Source organism: Arthrobacter sp. NQ4 (assembly GCF_029077345.1).
In the GTDB taxonomy this organism is placed as follows: Bacteria; Actinomycetota; Actinomycetes; order Actinomycetales; family Micrococcaceae; genus Arthrobacter.
This window is the reverse complement of record NZ_JARETC010000001.1, coordinates 181,872-198,750: the sequence shown is the minus strand read 5'-3', so window position 1 is coordinate 198,750 and position 16,879 is coordinate 181,872. Positions and strand designations below refer to the sequence as shown.

The window sequence follows — 16,879 nt, the reverse complement described above, 5'->3', positions numbered from 1 at the left end:
CGGCCGGAGGCAGACGCTGCGGGCAGTCCAGTGGGCAAAATGCCACGTGGCAAAACGCGGGACCGATGGGCGGCCCGATTGGATTGTGGGGGCCTAGAGTGGGGCCCATGGGAATCATCATCGGCCTGCTGGTCATCTGGCTCATCCTGTCCATCGTCGGCTTCGTGGTGAAGGGCCTGCTCTGGCTCGCCATCATCGGCCTGGTCCTCTTCGTCGCCACCGGCGTCTGGGGCTGGCTAAAGCGCCGAACCAACGCCTGACGGTACATCCGCCGGCCTGGCCAACGGCTGCCGGCCCGGCCGGCGGTGAACTCCTTACTGCCAAAAGGCCCTAGCCCTTCGGCCTCCGCGGCTCCACGCTTTCTCCATGAGCCTCACAGAGCCCGCCGCCGGTCCTTTGGCCTTGGTCCCGCCGGTCCGCCGGGATACCCCTGCCAACCGCGCCCTGCACCCTGACCGTCCCTGGATCCGGTCCGTCCGCATATCTGTCGGACTCTTCGTGCTCGCCGCACTGGTCCAGAAGACGTTCGATGCCACCCTCCCGGGTAATGACGTGGATGTTCCCCAGCTGTACTCGGAGTTCACCGTCCAGGGAAACCTTGCCTTGGGGCTCGTTTTGATTGTTTCGGGTGTCCGGCGGCGGGCCCGGCTGCCGCACTGGTGGGACCACCTTTTCGGAGCGCTGGTCCTTTATCTGGTGATGACGGGCATCATCTATGTGGTGCTGGTGGCTCCGCCGGGTGAACCGTGGTGGAGCTGGGATCTGTATTGGCCCCAGATGGTGCACCACCGCGTCGCCCCGTTGGTGACGGCGCTCGACTGGCTCCTGGTGACACGGACGTTGCGCGGGGCGTGGTGGCGGCCCCTCGCCTGGCTGGGCTATCCCGTGGCTTTCCTTGCGTTCTCCTGGATCCGCGGGGGCCTCGACGGATGGTACGTCTACGACTTCCTGGATCCCACGCTCGACGGCGGGTGGGCCAGGGTGTTTGTTTCCACGGCCCAGGTCCTGGTTGCGTTCCTGGTTGTCTCGGTCCTGGTCCACGCGGCGGGCAACGCGCGGGCGGCGCTGGCGGCCGGAAAGGCCGGAAAGGCCGGCAGGGCCCGCGGCGCCGAAGCCCCTAGATCCAGCCCTTCTTTTTGAAGATTCCGTACATGAGGGCCCCGGCGGCAACCATGAGGACCAAGGCGTAGGGATAACCACCGGCCCAGTGGAGCTCAGGCATGTTGTCGAAGTTCATCCCGTAGATGCCGGCCACAAATGACGGCGCGAACAGGATCGCTGCCCAGGATGAGATCTTCTTGACCTGTTCGTTCTGCTCGGCGCTGGCCTCGTTCTGCCGGTTGGCGGTCAGGGTTCCGTCCAGGGTCAGGGCATTCTGCAGTAAGTCCCGGAACGAGTCGGCCCGGGAAATCACCCGCTCCACGTGGTCCTCCACATCGCGCAGGTTGTGCCGCAGTTCGGTTTCCACCCCGTACTTCTCGAAGCCCCGCTTCAGCTGGTCCAGCATTTCCGGCAGGGGGTGGATGGCGCGCTGGAACTGGATGACTTCGCGGGCCAGTTCATAGATCCGGCGTGACACCGAGGAATCGCCGCTGAACAGCTGGTCCTCAATTTCGTCAATATCGTTCTCCAGGCCCGCCACCACCGGCGCGTAGTCATCAACCACCCGGTCCAGCAGGGCGTAAAGGACAGCTTCAGGCCCGTGCTGGAGGAGGTCGGGGCGGGCCTCCAGCCGCTGCCGCACGCGGGCCACGCCCGCCGTTTCCGCATGCCGTACGGTCACTACGAAGTTCTTCCCGGTGAAGACGTGGAGCTCGCCGAACTCCACGGTCTCGTCCACATCCAGGTACCGGGCCGGACGCAGGACGGTGAAGAGGTTGTCGTCGTACCGCTCCAGCTTGGGCCGCTGGTGTGCCGAGACGGCGTCCTCCACCGCGAGGGCGTGCAGCCCGAACTCATTGGCGACGGCGGTCATTTCTTCCGCAGTGGGACGGTAGAGCCCGATCCATGCCATGCCGCCGTGCCGGGCCAGGGTCTCAAAGGTCTGTTCCAGGCTTTTGGGCTCGGCGTGGCGGACGCCGTTGACGTAGACGGCGTTATCGATGATGGTCATTCAGGAAATCCTAGCCGGGGCGGCGGCACTGCTAAGGCCACTGATGAGCGGCTCGGTGCGGTAGGGGATATGGGTGTGCAGGGCCAGGACGGTCTCTGTCCGGATGACTCCCTTGATCCTCAGGACCTGCCGCAGGGAGGACTGGAGGTTGTGGGTGTCGGTGGCAACCACCCGGCACCAGACGTCCCCGCGGCCTGAGATCTCATGGACCTCCAGGACCTGAGGGATGAGGCGCAGCGCCGCCACGACGCCGTCGAGCTCGCGGTGGGAGACTTCGATGGTGACGAAAGCAACCACGTCATAGCCCACCGCTTCGAGATCGACTTCGCGGCCGCCAGGGCGCAGTACGCCGGTGCGGAGCAGGCGGCGCACGCGCGACTGGGCCGTGTTGCGGGCGATGCCCAGGGAGTCGCTGAGCTCGCCGATCTGGATCCGGGGATCCCTGATGAGGGCTAGGAGGATCTTCAGGTCTGTGGTGTCCAACGTGTTCAAGATCGTCACTCTCCATCATGCGGTGATCCGTAAGTTGATGATTTTGCTCAATTATCCACCGCGTAACGGATGGATGGCGCAGCCGTGCCGCACTCTTGTATCAACACTGTTGTATCCGCGAAGGGCTCCCACAAGGACCACCCGCCGCGGCGATCCTTAAGGCGGCACAATGACGGTCTTCAGCGAACTGCGCATGCGTCCGGTACCGGCCACGCCCAGCGGGTGGAATGCCTCCACCACGGCGCGGCTGGTGATTTCCGGGGCCGCCATCTTCATGCTCCTGGTGGGCGCCAACCTTGCCACGCCGCTGTACCCGCTGCTGCAGGCCAACCTGGGACTGTCCAGCCTGGACGTCACAGCAGCCTTCGCCAGCTATGTCCTGGCGCTGGTGGGGACCCTGCTCCTGGCCGGGCACTGGTCGGACCATATCGGCAGGCGGGCAGCCCTCCTGGTGGCCGTGCTGACCGGACTGGCGGGCGGCGGGATATTTGCCGAGGCCCACTCGCTGGCGGCCCTGTGCGCCGGCCGGGCCCTGCAGGGTATCGCAGTCGCGCTTGCCACGGGGGCCAGCGCGGCTGCCCTGCGTGAACTGCTTCCCTCCCGGCCGGAATGGGCGTCGCGCTTTACCCTGCTGGCCTCTTCAGGAGGAGTTGCGGCCGGGCCTGTCATCGGCGGCCTGCTGTCCCTGCTTCCCGGCGCCACCACGGCTCCGTACGCCGTCCACTCGTTGCTGCTCGCCGGGCTCCTGGTGCCGCTGTACCTGATCCGTGCCCGCCCGGCCATCATGGTTCCCGCTGTGTCCCGGCCGCTGCATGCCCTTGCGCCGCGCAGGCCCTCCGTGTCCCGCCAGGCGAGGGGCGCTTTCTGGCTGGCATCCGGCGTCGGCTTCCTCAGCTTTGCCGTGTTTGGCTTCTCCCTGTCCCTGGCCCCGGGATACTTCGCCCAGGTCCTGGGCACGGACTCCCGGCCGCTGATCGGCGTTCTCGCCGGGCTGCCGCTTGGTGCATCGGCCCTGAGCCAGTTGGTGACCGTGCGCGGGCGCCTGACCGTGCCCGCCGGCCTGGCCGTGCTGGGCGTCTCCGTCATGCTGCTGGGCGCCGCCGGGACCTGGCACAGCCCCGTGATGCTGGTGGGCGCAGCCATTGCCGCCGGAGTGGGGCAGGGGCTGGCATTCCGTACCGTGTTCAACGATGTGGCGGCCAGGGTGGAACCGGCCCGCCACGCGCAGATCATCAGCACCGTCTACGTCATCACCTACCTGGGAAGCGCGGTGCCGGTCCTGGGCCTGGGCTGGGCCAGCGCCGCGTTCGGCATGGCAGCGGCCGTGCAGGGCTTCGTCCTGCTGTGCGGTGCGGCGGCCCTTGGCCTTGCCGCCGCGACGCTGGTCCAAACGGCGAGGCGGCAGCCCGCCGCCTGAACCGTGGCCGCCGGGGCTGTTTTCCTGCTAGTCCGGAAGCGGGCCGTGGTTGCCCTGGATGTGCTCGAAGACGAGGGTGGTTTCGGTGTGCCCCACCACGGGGTCGGTGGCCAGGTTGTCCAATACCCAGTCCCGCAGGTCTTCTGTAGTCCCGACGGCGATGTGCAGCAGGTAGTCGACCGAACCTGAGGTGTGGAAGGTGGACAGCACGGCGGGCAGGTGCGGCACGCGGGCGGTGAAACGGTCGATCTGGTCCCTGTCGTGGGCGCGGAGCCGTACAGCCACCAGTGCCTGTACGGACCTGCCGATGGCTGACAGGCTCAGCTTCGCCTCGTAACCCTGGACGATGCCCCGCTCCGAAAGGGCACGGGTGCGCATAAGTGCCGTCGAGGGCGCAATCCCCACCATCTCGGCGAGCTGTTTGTTGGAAATCCTGGCATCCGCCACCAGGGCCGCGAGGAGTCGCTCGTCGATGGCGTCCAGCGGCTCCAGGTGCGCCCCGGGCCTGGTGTTCCTTGCATTCGTGCTCACTGCGGTTCCTTCCAAGCGGTCCTAGTTCATCCTAGACCGCAGAATCGCCGCGAGCTGCGCAGCAGGCGCGCGTCCTGCCGAACATCCAAACCCTCCCAAGGCCTTGTGAAGTTGGTTAATTCGCCCGCGGCGCCCCGGCTCAGGACGCGCGTTCCGCCGGCGGATGGACGACGGCGACAGTTGCCGCAGTCAGGCAGGCCAGGACCATGACAGTTCCCGCAAGGGCGTTCCAGCCCCAGGCCTGGAAGACCAGGCCGCCGGCCCAGCCCAGCAGGCTGGAACCAAGGTAGTAGGCAAGGTTGTACAGTGACGCTGCCTGCGCCCGTCCGGTCCTGGCGATGGCACCCGTCCAGCCGGAGCCGATGCTGTGGGCTGCAAAGAAACCGCCGGTAAACACCACCAGCCCGGCCAGGATCAGGATCAGGGACTGGGTGAGTGTCAGGGCCAGTCCTGCCAGGGCCAGCGCAAGTCCTGCCAGCAGCACGTTCCGGCGGCCGTACCGCGTGGTCATCCCCGCCGCCCAGCGGGAGGAGAACGTGCCGGACAGGTAGGCAAGGAAGATCAGGCTGATCACTGTCGCCGGAAGCCCGAACGGCGCACCGGACAACCGGAAGCCCAGGTAGTTGTAGACCGCCACGAAGCCGCCCATCATCAGGAATGCCTGGGCGTACAGGGCCAGCAGCCTGATATTGCGCAGGTGGCCGCCCAGGGTCCCGATGGCACTGCGGAGCCCGGAAGCCGGGGCCGGGACGAAACCCCGGGCGCGGGGCACCAGGACAAGGAACGCGACGGCGGCAACGGTCGCCAGCAGTGACACGGCCAGCGCCGCGGACCGCCATCCCCAGAGCTCGCCAACCGGCCCCGCCACCAGCCGCCCGGACAGTCCTCCCAGCGTGGTGCCGGCCACGTAGCTTCCCGCGGCGAGGGCGGCGTGGGCTTTGCTGACTTCCTCGTTCAGGTAGGCGATGGCGATGGCGGGGATGCCGCCCAGGGCCATTCCCTCCAGCAGCCGCAGGGCCAGCAGCATAGGGAAGCTGGTAGCCATCGGTACCAGCAGTCCCAGCACGGTGGCCGCGGTGATGCCCCACATCATGGCCTTGACCCGGCCGATCCTGTCCGCCAGGAAGGACCAGGGGATTACCGTGGCAGCCAAGCCTACGGTCGCGAGCGAAATAGTGAGGGCGGCTTCGGCGGCCGTGATGCGCAGGTCCGCGGCCAGGAGGGGGAGGACCGCCTGGGTGGAGTAGAGCTGGGCAAAGGTGGCCACGCCGGCGCAGGACAGGCCCGCAAGGATCCGCCCGTACGCCCGGGATCCCTTGGCGTGGCCGGTCCAGAGGGAAGGTGCGTCAGTTCCGGCGCTTGCGTTCTGAGGCATCCAGCCAGCGTAGCCTCGGCGGATGAATGCATCCAATGCATGCTTTATGCCAAAGTGATAGCAATTATGGATTGTTTTCGCTTGGGAGGAACTGCCGATGGAGCCTGACCGGAAACAACTTGCGCAGTTGTTGCCGCTGCTGCCGGTGCTCGCAGAGCTGGGCCGGACGGAGCACGTGACGGAAACGGCCGAACTGCTCGGAGTACCCCAGTCAACGGTGAGCCGGGCGCTGGCGAGGGCCAGTGCCGCCGTCGGCACCGAACTCCTGGTCAGGGACGGCCGCGGAGTCCGCCTGACTCAGGCTGCCCGCACGTTGCTGCCGTACGTCGAGCAGGCGCTCGCAGAATTCCAGGCCGGACTCGATCTGGTGCGGAACGAGTCGCAGGTGGTCAGGGGCACCGTGTCCGTGTCTTTCCAGCACACCTTCGGCGAAGCCACCCTGCCGCTGCTGATCAGTGCCTTCCGTGCCCGGCATCCCGGGACCGGCTTCCGCCTTAGCCAAGGCGCCCGGGATACCTGCCTGGATGAGTTGTCAGCGGGGGAGGCGGACCTCGCCCTCACGGCACCCGTGGCGCCGCCGGGCAAGAACCTCGACTCGGCGCCGCTGTACCGCGAGCCGCTGCGCCTGGTGGTGCATCACGCCCATCCGCTTGCCCGGCAGCGGATGGCCCGGCTGGCCGACATTCGGATGGAGCCCGTCGTAGTGCTCGGGCCCGGCTATGGGCTGCGTTCCCTGACCGACGCGCTCTTCCGCGAGGCCGGGTACCGTCCGCGGATCGCCTTCGAAAGCCAGGATTCCCACACCGTCCGCGGCCTGGTCTCCGCCGGCCTTGGCGTCAGCATCCTGCCGCCGGGCGGCGACGCTCCCGGCCGGACTCCGCGTCCCGAAACCGGGGACCTGGGGTGGGTGGAGGTTCCGCTGGACTCGGCACTCGCCTTCCGGGAAGTCGGCGTCAGCTGGCGGCGCAGGAAACCGGAAAGCGAGCCGGTTCCGGCCAGGCTTTTCCGCGAGCTGGTGGTGGGGCAGGGGCCCGCGCTACTGGCCGGGCTTGTCACGAGGGCAGGCCGCTGAGCCGGGAAAATGTCCGACGGCGGCGGCTGGCTTCCGGTGCAGGGGCGGCGGGGTGCCAAACACCATGGGGCAAGTACCCTTGTGACGTGACAAACACCCAGAACTCCTCTGCCACTCCTTTTGACCAAGCGGCAGGCTCCGCGGCCAGTCCTTTGCACGGCATCACGATCGGGCTGGATATCGGGGGCACCAAGACCCACGGCATCCGTTTCGAGGACGGCCACCCCGTGGCCGACGAGTCGGCCGGAAGCTCCAACGTCCAGAATGTCAGCCGCGAGCAGGCGGCACGCAACCTTGCGGACCTGTTCGCCATGATCGGCGGAGGTCACGTGGACCGGGTATACGCGGGATCCGGCGGAATCGATACCGATGAAGACGCCGCCGCCCTGGCTGCGCTGATCCAGCCCCTGGCTCCCGAAGCACGCGTCACCGTTGTCCATGACTCCCGCCTCCTGCTGGCCGCGGGCCGCGCCGCCACCGGAGTAGCGGTCATCGCGGGAACCGGATCTGCCGCGTGGGGACGCAATGCCGACGGCGGCGAGGCCAGGGCCGGCGGATGGGGATACCTGCTGGGGGATGAAGGCAGCGGCTACTGGCTGGGCCGGGAAGCGGTGCGGCACAGCCTCCGCAGGATGAACCAGGGCCTGCCCGTCGACCAGCTCACGGCGGCGCTCCTGGCATCCTGCGGGCTGGACCACCCCAACAAGCTCATCGCCTTGTTCCACTCCCCGGACACCGGGAGGCGCTTCTGGGCGCAGCAGGCCAGGCACGTCGTGGAAGCCGCGGCCTCCGGGCACCGGGACAGCGCCATGTTGCTGGAGCAGGCCGGGCAGGACCTCGCTGCTTTGGCCGGCCAGGTGCTGGGCCAGCTGAAAATCGAAGGTCCGGTGATCCTGGGCGGCGGTCTGGGCATGAACGTGGCACCCCTGCAGGAGTCCTTCCGCCGGAACCTCGCCGAAACCGGCGTGACCGACGTCAGTGTGCTGGACCAGGAACCGGTGTTCGGCGTGCTGCAGCTGGTGGCCGAACCCGCCTAGCCCACGGAACGCTTCCGCGGTGTCAGCCGGACACCGGGGAGCGGGGGAGCCGGGATGCGGCCGGCTTCCGCCCCGGCATCCGGACCATGTCCATGGACCAGGCCGTAGCGGGCTGCTGCTGTTTCGGCGTCCGCCAGGCCGGCCTGCGCCTCCCAGTCCTCCCTGGCCTTTTCCACTTCGTCATGGGTGCGGCCCACAAAGTTCCACCACATCAGCAGTTCCTCACCAAACGGCTCGCCGCCGATCAGCAGGAACCTCGTACCGGGGAGAGCCTCCACCCTGAGTTCGCTGCGGCCGGTGCCCAGGTAGCCCAGCGGTCCCGCCGGCAGGTCCTGCCCGTCCACCGCCAGGCCGCCGTCGAGGACCAGGATGCCGTGCTCAAAGCCGGGCTTCAACGGCAGCACCGCCTCGCCCTCGCAGGAAACGTCCGCGCCGACGATCGGCGAAAACACTGTTGCGGGGGAGGCCACCCCTGCAAGCTCGCCCACCATGACCGTCGCCGTGAAGCCCGGCCCGGCAGCGCGTGGCAGCTCGCGGTGCTGTTCGAATGCCGGTTCCCGGTGCCGGTCCCCGTCGGGAAGGGCCACCCACAGCTGCAGGCCCCGTTGCAGCGGCAACTCCCCGCCGTCGGCAGGAAGCACGGCGAACTCGGAATGCGAGACGCCGTGGCCGGCTGTCATGATGTTCAGCTCCCCGGGGCGCACCACCACGTCGCTGCCCACGCTGTCCCGGTGGCGGATGTGCCCCGCCAGCGGCCAGGTGACCGTTTGCAGCCCGATGTGGGGGTGGGGAAGGACGGACATCGCGGTCCGGTCCGGGCCGAAACTGTCCAGGAAGCACCAGGCCCCGATCGTGGGAAGGCCGCGCTGGGGCAACGTGCGCTTGACGTTCATGGCGCGGACGCCGCCCAGGGGTACTTCACGTTCCGGCCATAGCTGCAGGCAGGGGCCGGACATCCCTCCTTCGGGTGCGGGTGGGCAAACTTCCTGCTGCGGCGAAACTTCCAAGTTGGTCACGCCTCCACTGTAGGCCCGGCCGCGGCGCCCGTGACAGGAGCCGCTGCAGGGCCGGATCCAGGGAATCCCATCCATCCCGGCCGGGGTTCCGAATGGTTACAGTAGGGATTCCTTTGTACGGATTAGGGCCCCAGCTGCTGAAGCCTGACCCGGTTTGGGTTACCGTAACTATCAGCGTGCTTATGGCAGTGTCGCGGTGCTGGGAACAGCCCGTCCAAGAGAACAGGTAAGTCCGCACCATGGACCAGGCGATGATCGAGTTCCAGAGCGTTACCAAGCAGTATCCGGGCGGCCAGCCTGCCGTGGACGGGTTGTCCATGTCCATCGCCAAAGGGTCCGTCACCGTCTTCGTGGGTCCTTCCGGCTGCGGCAAAACAACGTCCCTCAGGATGATCAACCGGATGGTGGAACCCACGTCCGGGACCATCACCGTGGACGGCCGGGATGTCACGTCGGTACCGGCGGCGGAACTGCGGCGGTCAATGGGGTACGTGATGCAGTCCGCCGGTCTCCTGCCGCACCGCTCCGTCCTGGACAACATCGCCACCGTTCCGCGCCTGAACGGGGTCTCCAAAGCGGACGCCCGGAAGCGTGCCCGCGAACTCCTGGATGTGGTGGGCCTGGCGCCGTCGCTGGGTGGGCGTTACCCGTCGCAGCTTTCCGGCGGCCAGCAGCAGCGCGTGGGCGTGGCGCGTGCCCTCGCTGCGGACCCGCCCGTACTCCTCATGGATGAGCCGTTCAGCGCGGTGGACCCCGTTGTCCGCGACGAACTCCAGCACGAGCTGCTGCGGCTGCAAAAGGATCTGGCCAAGACCATCGTTTTCGTGACCCACGATATTGATGAGGCCACCATCCTGGGCGACAAGGTGGCTGTCTTTGCCACCGGCGGCAAGCTGGCCCAGTACGCCTCGCCAGAGGAGATCCTGCGGGCGCCGGCCAACAACTTCGTGGCCTCCTTCGTGGGGCGCGACCGCGGCTTCCGCCACCTTGGTTTTTCCCCGTCCGACGGCGTGGCGATCCACCCGGTGCCCACGATCATCCGGGCCTCCGGAGGGTACCAGTCCGATTCCAGCGCTGCCGGCGGCTGGCAACTGGTGGTGGACGCGGACAAGCGTCCGCTGGGATGGTCGGCACCCGGCACGGAGACTGAATTGATTCCCGGCGGCTCGCTGTTCCGCCCCGGAGAGAGCCTCCGCCGCGCCCTGGATGCCGCTCTGTCCTCGCCCTCCGGCCTGGGCGTCGCCGTGGATGCCGACGGCGTGGTCCTGGGCGTGGTCCGCGGCGGTGAGGTCCTGGCATTGATCGAAGAAGCGCGCCAGGTGCGGCAGGCTGCCCTCTGATGGAATGGTTCCTGGCCAATACCGGCATGATCCTGGAGCGCGGCGGCCAGCACCTGGTGCTGGCGCTGGTCCCCATGGTCCTGGGCCTGCTCATTTCCATCCCGCTGGCACAGTTGGCGCGGCAAAACAGTGCGCTCCGCTCCGTGGTGCTGACGGCCTCTTCCCTTCTCTACACCATCCCGTCGCTGGCCTTGTTCATCATCCTTCCCACCATCCTGGGGACCCGGATCCTGGATCCCCTCAACGTGGTGGTGGCGCTGACCATTTATGCCGTGGCCCTGCTGGTGCGCGCGGCCCTTGATGCCTTCGACTCCGTGGACGCGGACGTCAGCCAGGCCGCGCAGGCCATGGGGTTCAAGCCCCTGGCCCGGTTCCTGCAGGTTGACCTGCCGCTCTCCCTTCCGGTCATGTTTGCCGGCCTCCGGGTGGTGTCCGTCAGCAACATCTCGCTGGTCAGCGTTGCGGCCCTCCTGGGCGTGGGCAACCTGGGCATGCTCTTCACTGACGGGCTCCAGCGCGACTTCGTCACCGAGGTGGTGGTGGGCATCATCGCCATCCTGGTCCTCGCGCTGCTGATGGACGCCGTCCTGGTCCTCCTGGAACGCGTCCTCACCCCTTGGGAGCGGGCCGGGAAGCTGAAGAACCACGGAGCCCTGGGCGTCCCCTCCGGAACCACCGCTGCTGAAGAGGCTGCTTCCACAGTGGGTGAGGCAGCATGAGCAACGTCTTCGCCGATACCTTCGCCTGGCTCGCCGACCCCCTGCACTGGGCCGGAAGCATGGGCATTCCCGCCCGGCTGGGGGAGCACCTCCAGTACACCGGCCTGGTCATGCTGATCGCCACCGCCGTTGCAGTACCCGTCGGGATGTTCGTCGGCCACACGGGAAGGGGACGCGTCGCTGTCGTGGCCCTGGCCGGCGCACTGCGCGCCCTGCCCACCCTTGGCCTGCTGATCCTGTTCGTGCTCCTGGCAGGCATCGGGCTGATGCCGCCCATCTGGGCCCTGGTAATCCTCACGGTGCCCCCGCTCCTGGCAGGGACTTACGCGGGCATCTCCAGCGTGGACCGGAACGTGGTTGATGCCGCCCGGGCCATGGGCATGACGGAACTGCAGGTTCTGTTCCGGGCCGAACTGCCCAACGCCCTCACCGTCATGTTCGGCGGTTTCCGGACCGGTGTGCTGCAGGTGATCGCCACCGTCTCGGTGGTGGCGTACATCAACCTCGGCGGACTGGGCCGGTATCTCTTTGACGGACTGGTCCTCAGCGACTTCCCCCAGATGCTGGGAGGTTCCCTCCTCATCGCAGTGCTGGCCATCGCCGTCGACCTTCTCCTGTCCCTGTTCCAGAGGCTGTTCCTGACACCAGGGGCCTCGAAGCTGTCCTTCCGCAGCCAGGAGGCTGCGGTTGATCTCACAGACCCCGTTGTTGCGGAGACTGTTGTACAAGGAGGTAAATCATGAAAGATAGCCGTCCCCAGCGCCTCGGCAGGCGGGCGTTCAGCGGCCTTGCCGCCGGGCTTGGCCTGGCAGTGGCGCTGTCAGCCTGCGGCGGTTCGTCCGATCCGCTGAAGAACGCGCCCGCATCCAGCGCCGGCGCTTCCGGCGGGGCCACATCCCTGGTGGTGGGTTCCGCGGACTTCCCGGAAAGCCAGATCATCGCCGAGCTGTACGCCGGCGCCTTGAACGCCAACGGAATCACCGCCACCACCAAGCCGAACATCGGCTCCCGGGAGGTCTACTTCAAGGCCGTCCAGGACGGGTCAGTGGATGTGGTGCCGGACTACAGCGGCAACCTGCTGCTCTACGTGAACAAGGAAGCCACGGAAGTCTCCGCCGGTGACATCGCCAAGGCGCTGCCGGGCAAGCTGCCGGATGGCCTTGGCGTCCTGGACGTGTCCAAGGCCGAAGACAAGGACGCCATGGTGGTCACCAAGGCAACGGCCGAGAAGTACCAGCTGAAATCCATTGAGGACCTGGCCAAGGTCTGCAGCCAGATCGTCGTCGGCGCCCCGGCCACCTTCGCCGAGCGCGCCTACGGCCTGCCTGGGCTGAAGAAGAACTACAACTGCGAACCCAAGAAGCTTGAGCCCTTCAGCGACGGCGGCGGCCCGGTGACGCTCAAGGCCCTCCTGGAGGACCAGGTGCAGGTGGCCGATATCTACACCACCACGCCGTCCATCGCGGACAACGACCTCGTGGTGCTGGACGATCCCAAGAACAACTTCATCGCCCAGCAGGTCCTGCCGCTGTACAACAAGGCCAAGATGACGGACAAGGCCAAGCAGGCACTCAACTCGGTCTCCAGCACCCTCACCACCGATGACCTGATCAACCTCAACCGCGCCGTCAGCGGCAGCCAGAAGCAGGACGCCAAGACGGCAGCAACCAACTGGCTCAAGGAGAAGGGCATCGTCAAGTAGGTCCGCGTTCCCTGCCCAGGGCAGGAACACGGAGGTGACAACGACGGCGGCTGCCGGCCTTTCGAAGGTCCGGCAGCCGCCGTCGGCCATGTGGCGGATGTCTCAACGGCCATTCATCCTTCCTGTGGCATATTTGAGGGATGGCAGAATTCAGGCAGTCCACGAAGCTCAACAACGTCCTATATGACATCCGTGGACCGATCCTCGAAGCCGCCCAGCAGATGGAGGCGGAGGGCCACCGGATCCTCAAGCTGAACATCGGCAACCCCGCACCGTTCGGCTTTGAAGCGCCCGACGCCATCCTGGTGGACATGATCCGCCACCTGCCCCACGCCCAGGGCTACAGCGATTCCCGCGGCATCTTTTCTGCCCGCACCGCCGTCTCGCAGTACTACCAGACCCGCGGTATCCAGAACATCCACGTTGACGACATCTACCTGGGCAACGGCGTCAGCGAGCTCATCACCATGTCCCTGATGGCGCTGCTGGACTCCGGCGACGAAGTGCTCATCCCCACGCCGGACTACCCGCTCTGGACGGCTTCCGTAGCGCTCGCCGGCGGAAAACCGGTGCATTACCTCTGCGATGAAGAGTCCGGCTGGCAGCCTGACCTGGAGGACATGGAAGCCAAGATCACTCCCCGCACCAAGGGCATCGTGGTCATCAACCCGAACAACCCCACCGGCGCTGTGTACCCGGAACAGACCCTGAAACGCATCGTGGCCCTGGCCGAAAAGCACGGCCTGGTGATCTTTGCCGACGAGATCTACGAGAAGATCCTGTACGAGGACGCCGTCCACGTGAACCTGGCCGGCCTCACCGGAGACCACGTCCTGTGCCTGACCTTCAGCGGGTTGTCCAAGGCCTACCGCGTCTGCGGTTACCGGGCAGGCTGGATGGCCATCTCAGGACCCAAGAAGGACGCCGCCGACTACCTCGAAGGCATCAACCTCCTGGCCAACATGCGCCTGTGCGCCAATGTCCCGGCCCAGCACGCCATCCAGACGGCGTTGGGCGGCTACCAGAGCATCAACGACCTCATCCTCCCGGGCGGCCGGCTGCTGGAGCAGCGCAACAAGGCCTACGACATGCTGAACGCCATTCCCGGCGTCAGCACGCAGCAGGCCAAAGGCGCCCTGTACCTGTTCCCGCGGCTTGACCCCGAGGTCTACCACATCCGGGATGACGAGAAGTTTGTCCTTGACCTGCTGAGGGAACAGAAGATCCTGGTATCCCACGGCCGCGCCTTCAACTGGGTGCGCCCGGACCACTTCCGCATGGTGACGCTGCCCAACGTGAAGGACATCGAAGAAGCCATTGGGCGCATGGGGGACTTCCTAAGCAGGTACCAGGGGAACTAGCCTGTGCTCACGGGCCACCGGGCCCGTGTACCCCCTGCGGAGAGGAACCCCATGGCCCGCGTCGTTGGCTTCGACCAGCATCCGTCTGAGACGCTCCGCGTTGGAAAGGGATTTTCCCTGGCAGCGGTGGACCCGGACGCCACCCCGGGCTACAGCGGCAACAAGGCGGACGGCGAGGCGTTGCTGGCTGAGATGGACGGGACGCTCTCCGAGCTGCAGGAACAGCTGTTCGCCGAATCCCGGGCCGGCGGAAAGAAACGGATCCTCTTGGTCCTGCAGGCCATGGACACAGCCGGCAAGGGCGGAATCGTCAACCACGTCATGGCAACCATGGACCCCCAGGGCGTCCAGTTCAAGGCGTTCAAGGCCCCCACCGAGCAGGAGAAGTCCTACGATTTCCTCTGGCGTATCGAGAAGGAGGTCCCCGGAGCCGGGATGGTGGGGATCTTTGACCGCTCCCACTATGAGGACGTCCTCATCCACCGCGTCCACAACTGGGCCACCCCGGAAGAAATCAGCCGGCGCTACCGGGCCATCAACGAATTCGAAGCCCGCCAAACCGACGCCGGCACCAAGATCATCAAAGTGATGCTCAACATCAGCAAGGATGAGCAGAAATCCCGGCTGCTGGCCCGCCTGGACAACCCTGCCAAGCACTGGAAATACAGCAGCGGCGACCTGAAGGAACGCGCCTTTTGGGATGACTACATGGCTGCATACCAGGCCGCGTTTGACGAGACCAGCTCAGCGATTGCCCCGTGGTACGTGGTTCCGGCCAACAAGAAATGGTTCGCCCGCATCGCCGTGCAGCAACTGGTGATATCGGCGCTGTCCGACTTCCGCCTGGAGTGGCCCAAGGCTGAATTCGACGTCGACATCGAACGGGAGCTCGTGGCCCGTTCCTGACCCGGGCCCCTGGGGCCGGAGCAGTATGCCCCGGTTTGACAGCCGCGGTCCCCAGGGCTGGACCGGTCCGGCGGTTGGTTACAGGGGCTGGTCCCGGGCAGCGGCCAAGCGCTTTCGTGCTCCCTCGAGCCACTCCTCGCACCGCGCGGCCAGTGCCTCGCCACGCTCCCACAAGGCCAGGGATTCCTCCAGGCTTGCCCCTCCGGCCTCCAGCCTGCCCACCACGGCGATGAGCTGCTCCCGGGCTTCCTCATAGCTCAGCGCGGCGACATCGGATTCTGGTTTCTGTTCGGTCATGCCTTCTCTTCCACTTCCTGGTGCTGGTCTGGGTTTCCTGGGTGCGGTGCCCTGGTGGACTCCGCAGGGCCGGTGGAGGTGGCTCCGAAGCGGCCCTCCGCGACACGGATGGACAAGGCGGCACCCGCAGGTGCTTCGGCGGGCCTGCGGACGACGGCGTGGCCGGCCTCGGCGATCCGTGCGGCCTGGTCGCCTGCCAGTTCGACGACGGCGTACCCCCGGTCCAGGGTCTTCTGCGGTGAGAGCGCACGGACCTGGGCTTTCAGATGCTCCAGCTGGTCCGCTGCCCGCACCACCGTGGAGCTCACCGCGGCGGACGAGCGCCGCAGCAGCCGTTCGATTTCCTCGCCCCGGACGGAGACCATGCCCTCGGGCGCCGCCATGACGGGCCGCGAATGCAGTGCCGCCAGCCGGTCCGACTCCCGGTCCACCAGCCGTTCCACGCAGCGCCGCAGCTGTTCCCGCGCCTGGCGCACCCCGGCAAGTTCCTCGGATACCTCCGGCACGATTCGCTTCGCGGCGTCGGTGGGGGTGGAGGCCCGCAGATCGGCGACGTAATCCAGTAGCGGGCGGTCCGCCTCATGGCCAATGGCGCTCACCACGGGTGTGTTGGCCGCGGCCACGGCCCGGATCAGCTCCTCGCTGTTAAAGGGCAGAAGATCTTCCAGTGCCCCGCCGCCCCGGGCGATGACGATGACATCCACCTCAGGCCGGTCGTCCAGTTCACGCAGGGCACGGACCACTTGGGACACGGCTGTGTTCCCCTGGACGGCCACCTCGCGGATCTCGAACTCCACCGCCGGCCACCGCAGGGCCGCGTTGCGAAGGATGTCCTTCTTGGCGTCCGAGTCCCGTCCCGTGATCAGGCCGATGCGGTGCGGCAGCAGGGGCAGCCGCTTCTTCCGGGAGTCGGCGAAAAGACCCTCAGCTGCAAGGGCCTGGCGCAGCCGCTCAATGCGGGCCAGCAGGTCACCCAGTCCGACCGGCCGGATGTCCCGCACCAGCATGTTCAGCCGGCCCGTCTTCAGCCAGAACTCCGGTTTCAGCAGGGCCACTACCCGTGAACCGCGCTCCAGTGGAAGGTTCTGCCGCTCCAGGACCTTGGTCCAGACGGAAGCCGGCAGCGACACCTCCGCATCCACGTCCCGAAGCGTGATGTAGGCGTTGGTCCCGCGCCGGTTCAGTTCAATGACCTGGCCCTCAACCCACGCCGACGGGGTACGGTCGATGTGCGCCTTGAGCTTCTGCGACAGCAGCTGCAGCGGCCACGGGTTGTCCGGGCTGGTTTCCGCCGCGGTGGCCGGCAGGGTGGTGGGGGCGGTACCCGGTAAGGAGGCCTGGTCAGACATGCGGACGCCGGTGGGAGGCTGGTGCTGCGGGCATGCGGTCCTTCAACTGTTGTGGGCGGTCAATCAACCTTATCCATAAGGTCTAGCACCGGGGACTGACAGGGGCAGCCCCCGGACCCTGCCTAGGATGGGATAAGGCCCCCAACCCCTAA

At 67.0% G+C, this 16,879-nt stretch carries 18 protein-coding genes; 11 read left to right on the top strand and 7 right to left on the bottom strand.

The window, feature by feature from the left end:
* Nucleotides 1-107 precede the first annotated feature (107 nt).
* Together PUN51_RS00880 and PUN51_RS00875 are read left to right on the top strand one after the other, a co-directional pair.
* Nucleotides 108-260 (top strand): hypothetical protein, encoded by a 153-nt coding sequence (locus PUN51_RS00880; RefSeq protein WP_018760353.1) that lies wholly within the window; start codon nt 108-110, stop codon nt 258-260.
* Between the two features lie 106 nt (nt 261-366).
* A complete protein-coding gene (locus tag PUN51_RS00875; protein WP_275179589.1) occupies nt 367-1,140 on the top strand; it encodes a Pr6Pr family membrane protein in 774 nt (257 codons plus the stop codon).
* Here the strand turns inward: PUN51_RS00875 and corA are convergent.
* On the bottom strand, nt 1,118-2,113 hold the full coding sequence (gene corA / locus PUN51_RS00870) for a magnesium/cobalt transporter CorA (protein ID WP_275179588.1): 996 nt from the start codon (nt 2,111-2,113) through the stop codon (nt 1,118-1,120). The two genes, PUN51_RS00875 and corA, sit on opposite strands and share 23 nt — an antisense overlap.
* Nucleotides 2,114-2,605, bottom strand: a complete 492-nt coding sequence (locus PUN51_RS00865; protein WP_275179587.1) for an Lrp/AsnC family transcriptional regulator — start codon at nt 2,603-2,605, stop codon at nt 2,114-2,116. It abuts the gene before it with no gap.
* 169 nt (nt 2,606-2,774) lie between these two features.
* Between PUN51_RS00865 and PUN51_RS00860 the strand changes: the two genes are divergently transcribed.
* The gene (locus tag PUN51_RS00860) at nt 2,775-4,022 is read left to right on the top strand and encodes an MFS transporter (RefSeq protein WP_275179586.1); all 1,248 of its coding nucleotides are present in this window, start codon (nt 2,775-2,777) and stop codon (nt 4,020-4,022) included.
* A 27-nt stretch (nt 4,023-4,049) separates the two neighbouring features.
* Here PUN51_RS00860 and PUN51_RS00855 read toward each other — a convergent pair whose 3' ends face one another.
* Both PUN51_RS00855 and PUN51_RS00850 read right to left on the bottom strand, forming a co-directional pair.
* Entirely contained in the window at nt 4,050-4,553 is a 504-nt protein-coding gene (locus PUN51_RS00855; RefSeq protein ID WP_159631451.1) for an Lrp/AsnC family transcriptional regulator, read from the bottom strand.
* A gap of 139 nt (nt 4,554-4,692) precedes the next feature.
* Nucleotides 4,693-5,928 carry an MFS transporter gene (locus PUN51_RS00850; protein WP_275179585.1) on the bottom strand — a complete coding sequence of 412 codons (1,236 nt, stop codon included), beginning with the start codon at nt 5,926-5,928 and terminating at the stop codon, nt 4,693-4,695.
* A gap of 97 nt (nt 5,929-6,025) precedes the next feature.
* On the opposite strand from PUN51_RS00850, the gene PUN51_RS00845 reads away from it, so the two are divergent.
* Both PUN51_RS00845 and PUN51_RS00840 read left to right on the top strand, forming a co-directional pair.
* Nucleotides 6,026-7,000, top strand: coding sequence for a LysR family transcriptional regulator (locus PUN51_RS00845; RefSeq protein WP_159631453.1), 975 nt, complete (start codon nt 6,026-6,028; stop codon nt 6,998-7,000).
* A gap of 86 nt (nt 7,001-7,086) precedes the next feature.
* Entirely contained in the window at nt 7,087-8,037 is a 951-nt protein-coding gene (locus tag PUN51_RS00840) for an N-acetylglucosamine kinase (protein ID WP_275179584.1), read from the top strand.
* On the opposite strand, the gene PUN51_RS00835 is transcribed toward PUN51_RS00840, so the two are convergent.
* Entirely contained in the window at nt 8,034-9,053 is a 1,020-nt protein-coding gene (locus PUN51_RS00835; protein WP_275179583.1) for a pirin family protein, read from the bottom strand. The two genes, PUN51_RS00840 and PUN51_RS00835, sit on opposite strands and share 4 nt — an antisense overlap.
* Nucleotides 9,054-9,292: 239 nt before the next feature.
* On the opposite strand from PUN51_RS00835, the gene PUN51_RS00830 reads away from it, so the two are divergent.
* The 6 genes from PUN51_RS00830 (at nt 9,293) to PUN51_RS00805 (ending at nt 15,081) form a co-directional block, all read left to right on the top strand.
* Complete coding sequence (locus PUN51_RS00830; protein ID WP_159631456.1) at nt 9,293-10,393, top strand: ABC transporter ATP-binding protein; 1,101 nt, start codon at nt 9,293-9,295, stop codon at nt 10,391-10,393.
* Entirely contained in the window at nt 10,393-11,112 is a 720-nt protein-coding gene (locus PUN51_RS00825) for an ABC transporter permease (protein ID WP_159631457.1), read from the top strand. Before PUN51_RS00830 ends, PUN51_RS00825 begins: the two co-directional genes overlap by 1 nt.
* A complete protein-coding gene (locus tag PUN51_RS00820) occupies nt 11,109-11,855 on the top strand; it encodes an ABC transporter permease (RefSeq protein ID WP_224026593.1) in 747 nt (248 codons plus the stop codon). Before PUN51_RS00825 ends, PUN51_RS00820 begins: the two co-directional genes overlap by 4 nt.
* Nucleotides 11,852-12,814 (top strand): ABC transporter substrate-binding protein, encoded by a 963-nt coding sequence (locus tag PUN51_RS00815; RefSeq protein ID WP_275179582.1) that lies wholly within the window; start codon nt 11,852-11,854, stop codon nt 12,812-12,814. The genes PUN51_RS00820 and PUN51_RS00815 overlap by 4 nt, the downstream gene beginning before the upstream one ends.
* A 140-nt stretch (nt 12,815-12,954) precedes the next feature.
* Nucleotides 12,955-14,175 carry a pyridoxal phosphate-dependent aminotransferase gene (locus PUN51_RS00810; RefSeq protein ID WP_159631460.1) on the top strand — a complete coding sequence of 407 codons (1,221 nt, stop codon included), beginning with the start codon at nt 12,955-12,957 and terminating at the stop codon, nt 14,173-14,175.
* 51 nt (nt 14,176-14,226) lie between these two features.
* Complete coding sequence (locus tag PUN51_RS00805; protein WP_224026591.1) at nt 14,227-15,081, top strand: polyphosphate kinase 2 family protein; 855 nt, start codon at nt 14,227-14,229, stop codon at nt 15,079-15,081.
* Between the two features lie 78 nt (nt 15,082-15,159).
* On the opposite strand, the gene PUN51_RS00800 is transcribed toward PUN51_RS00805, so the two are convergent.
* Together PUN51_RS00800 and xseA are read right to left on the bottom strand one after the other, a co-directional pair.
* Nucleotides 15,160-15,378, bottom strand: coding sequence for an exodeoxyribonuclease VII small subunit (locus PUN51_RS00800; protein ID WP_056334565.1), 219 nt, complete (start codon nt 15,376-15,378; stop codon nt 15,160-15,162).
* Entirely contained in the window at nt 15,375-16,727 is a 1,353-nt protein-coding gene (gene xseA, locus PUN51_RS00795) for an exodeoxyribonuclease VII large subunit (protein WP_159631462.1), read from the bottom strand. Before xseA ends, PUN51_RS00800 begins: the two co-directional genes overlap by 4 nt.
* Between the last annotated feature and the right edge of the window lie 152 nt (nt 16,728-16,879).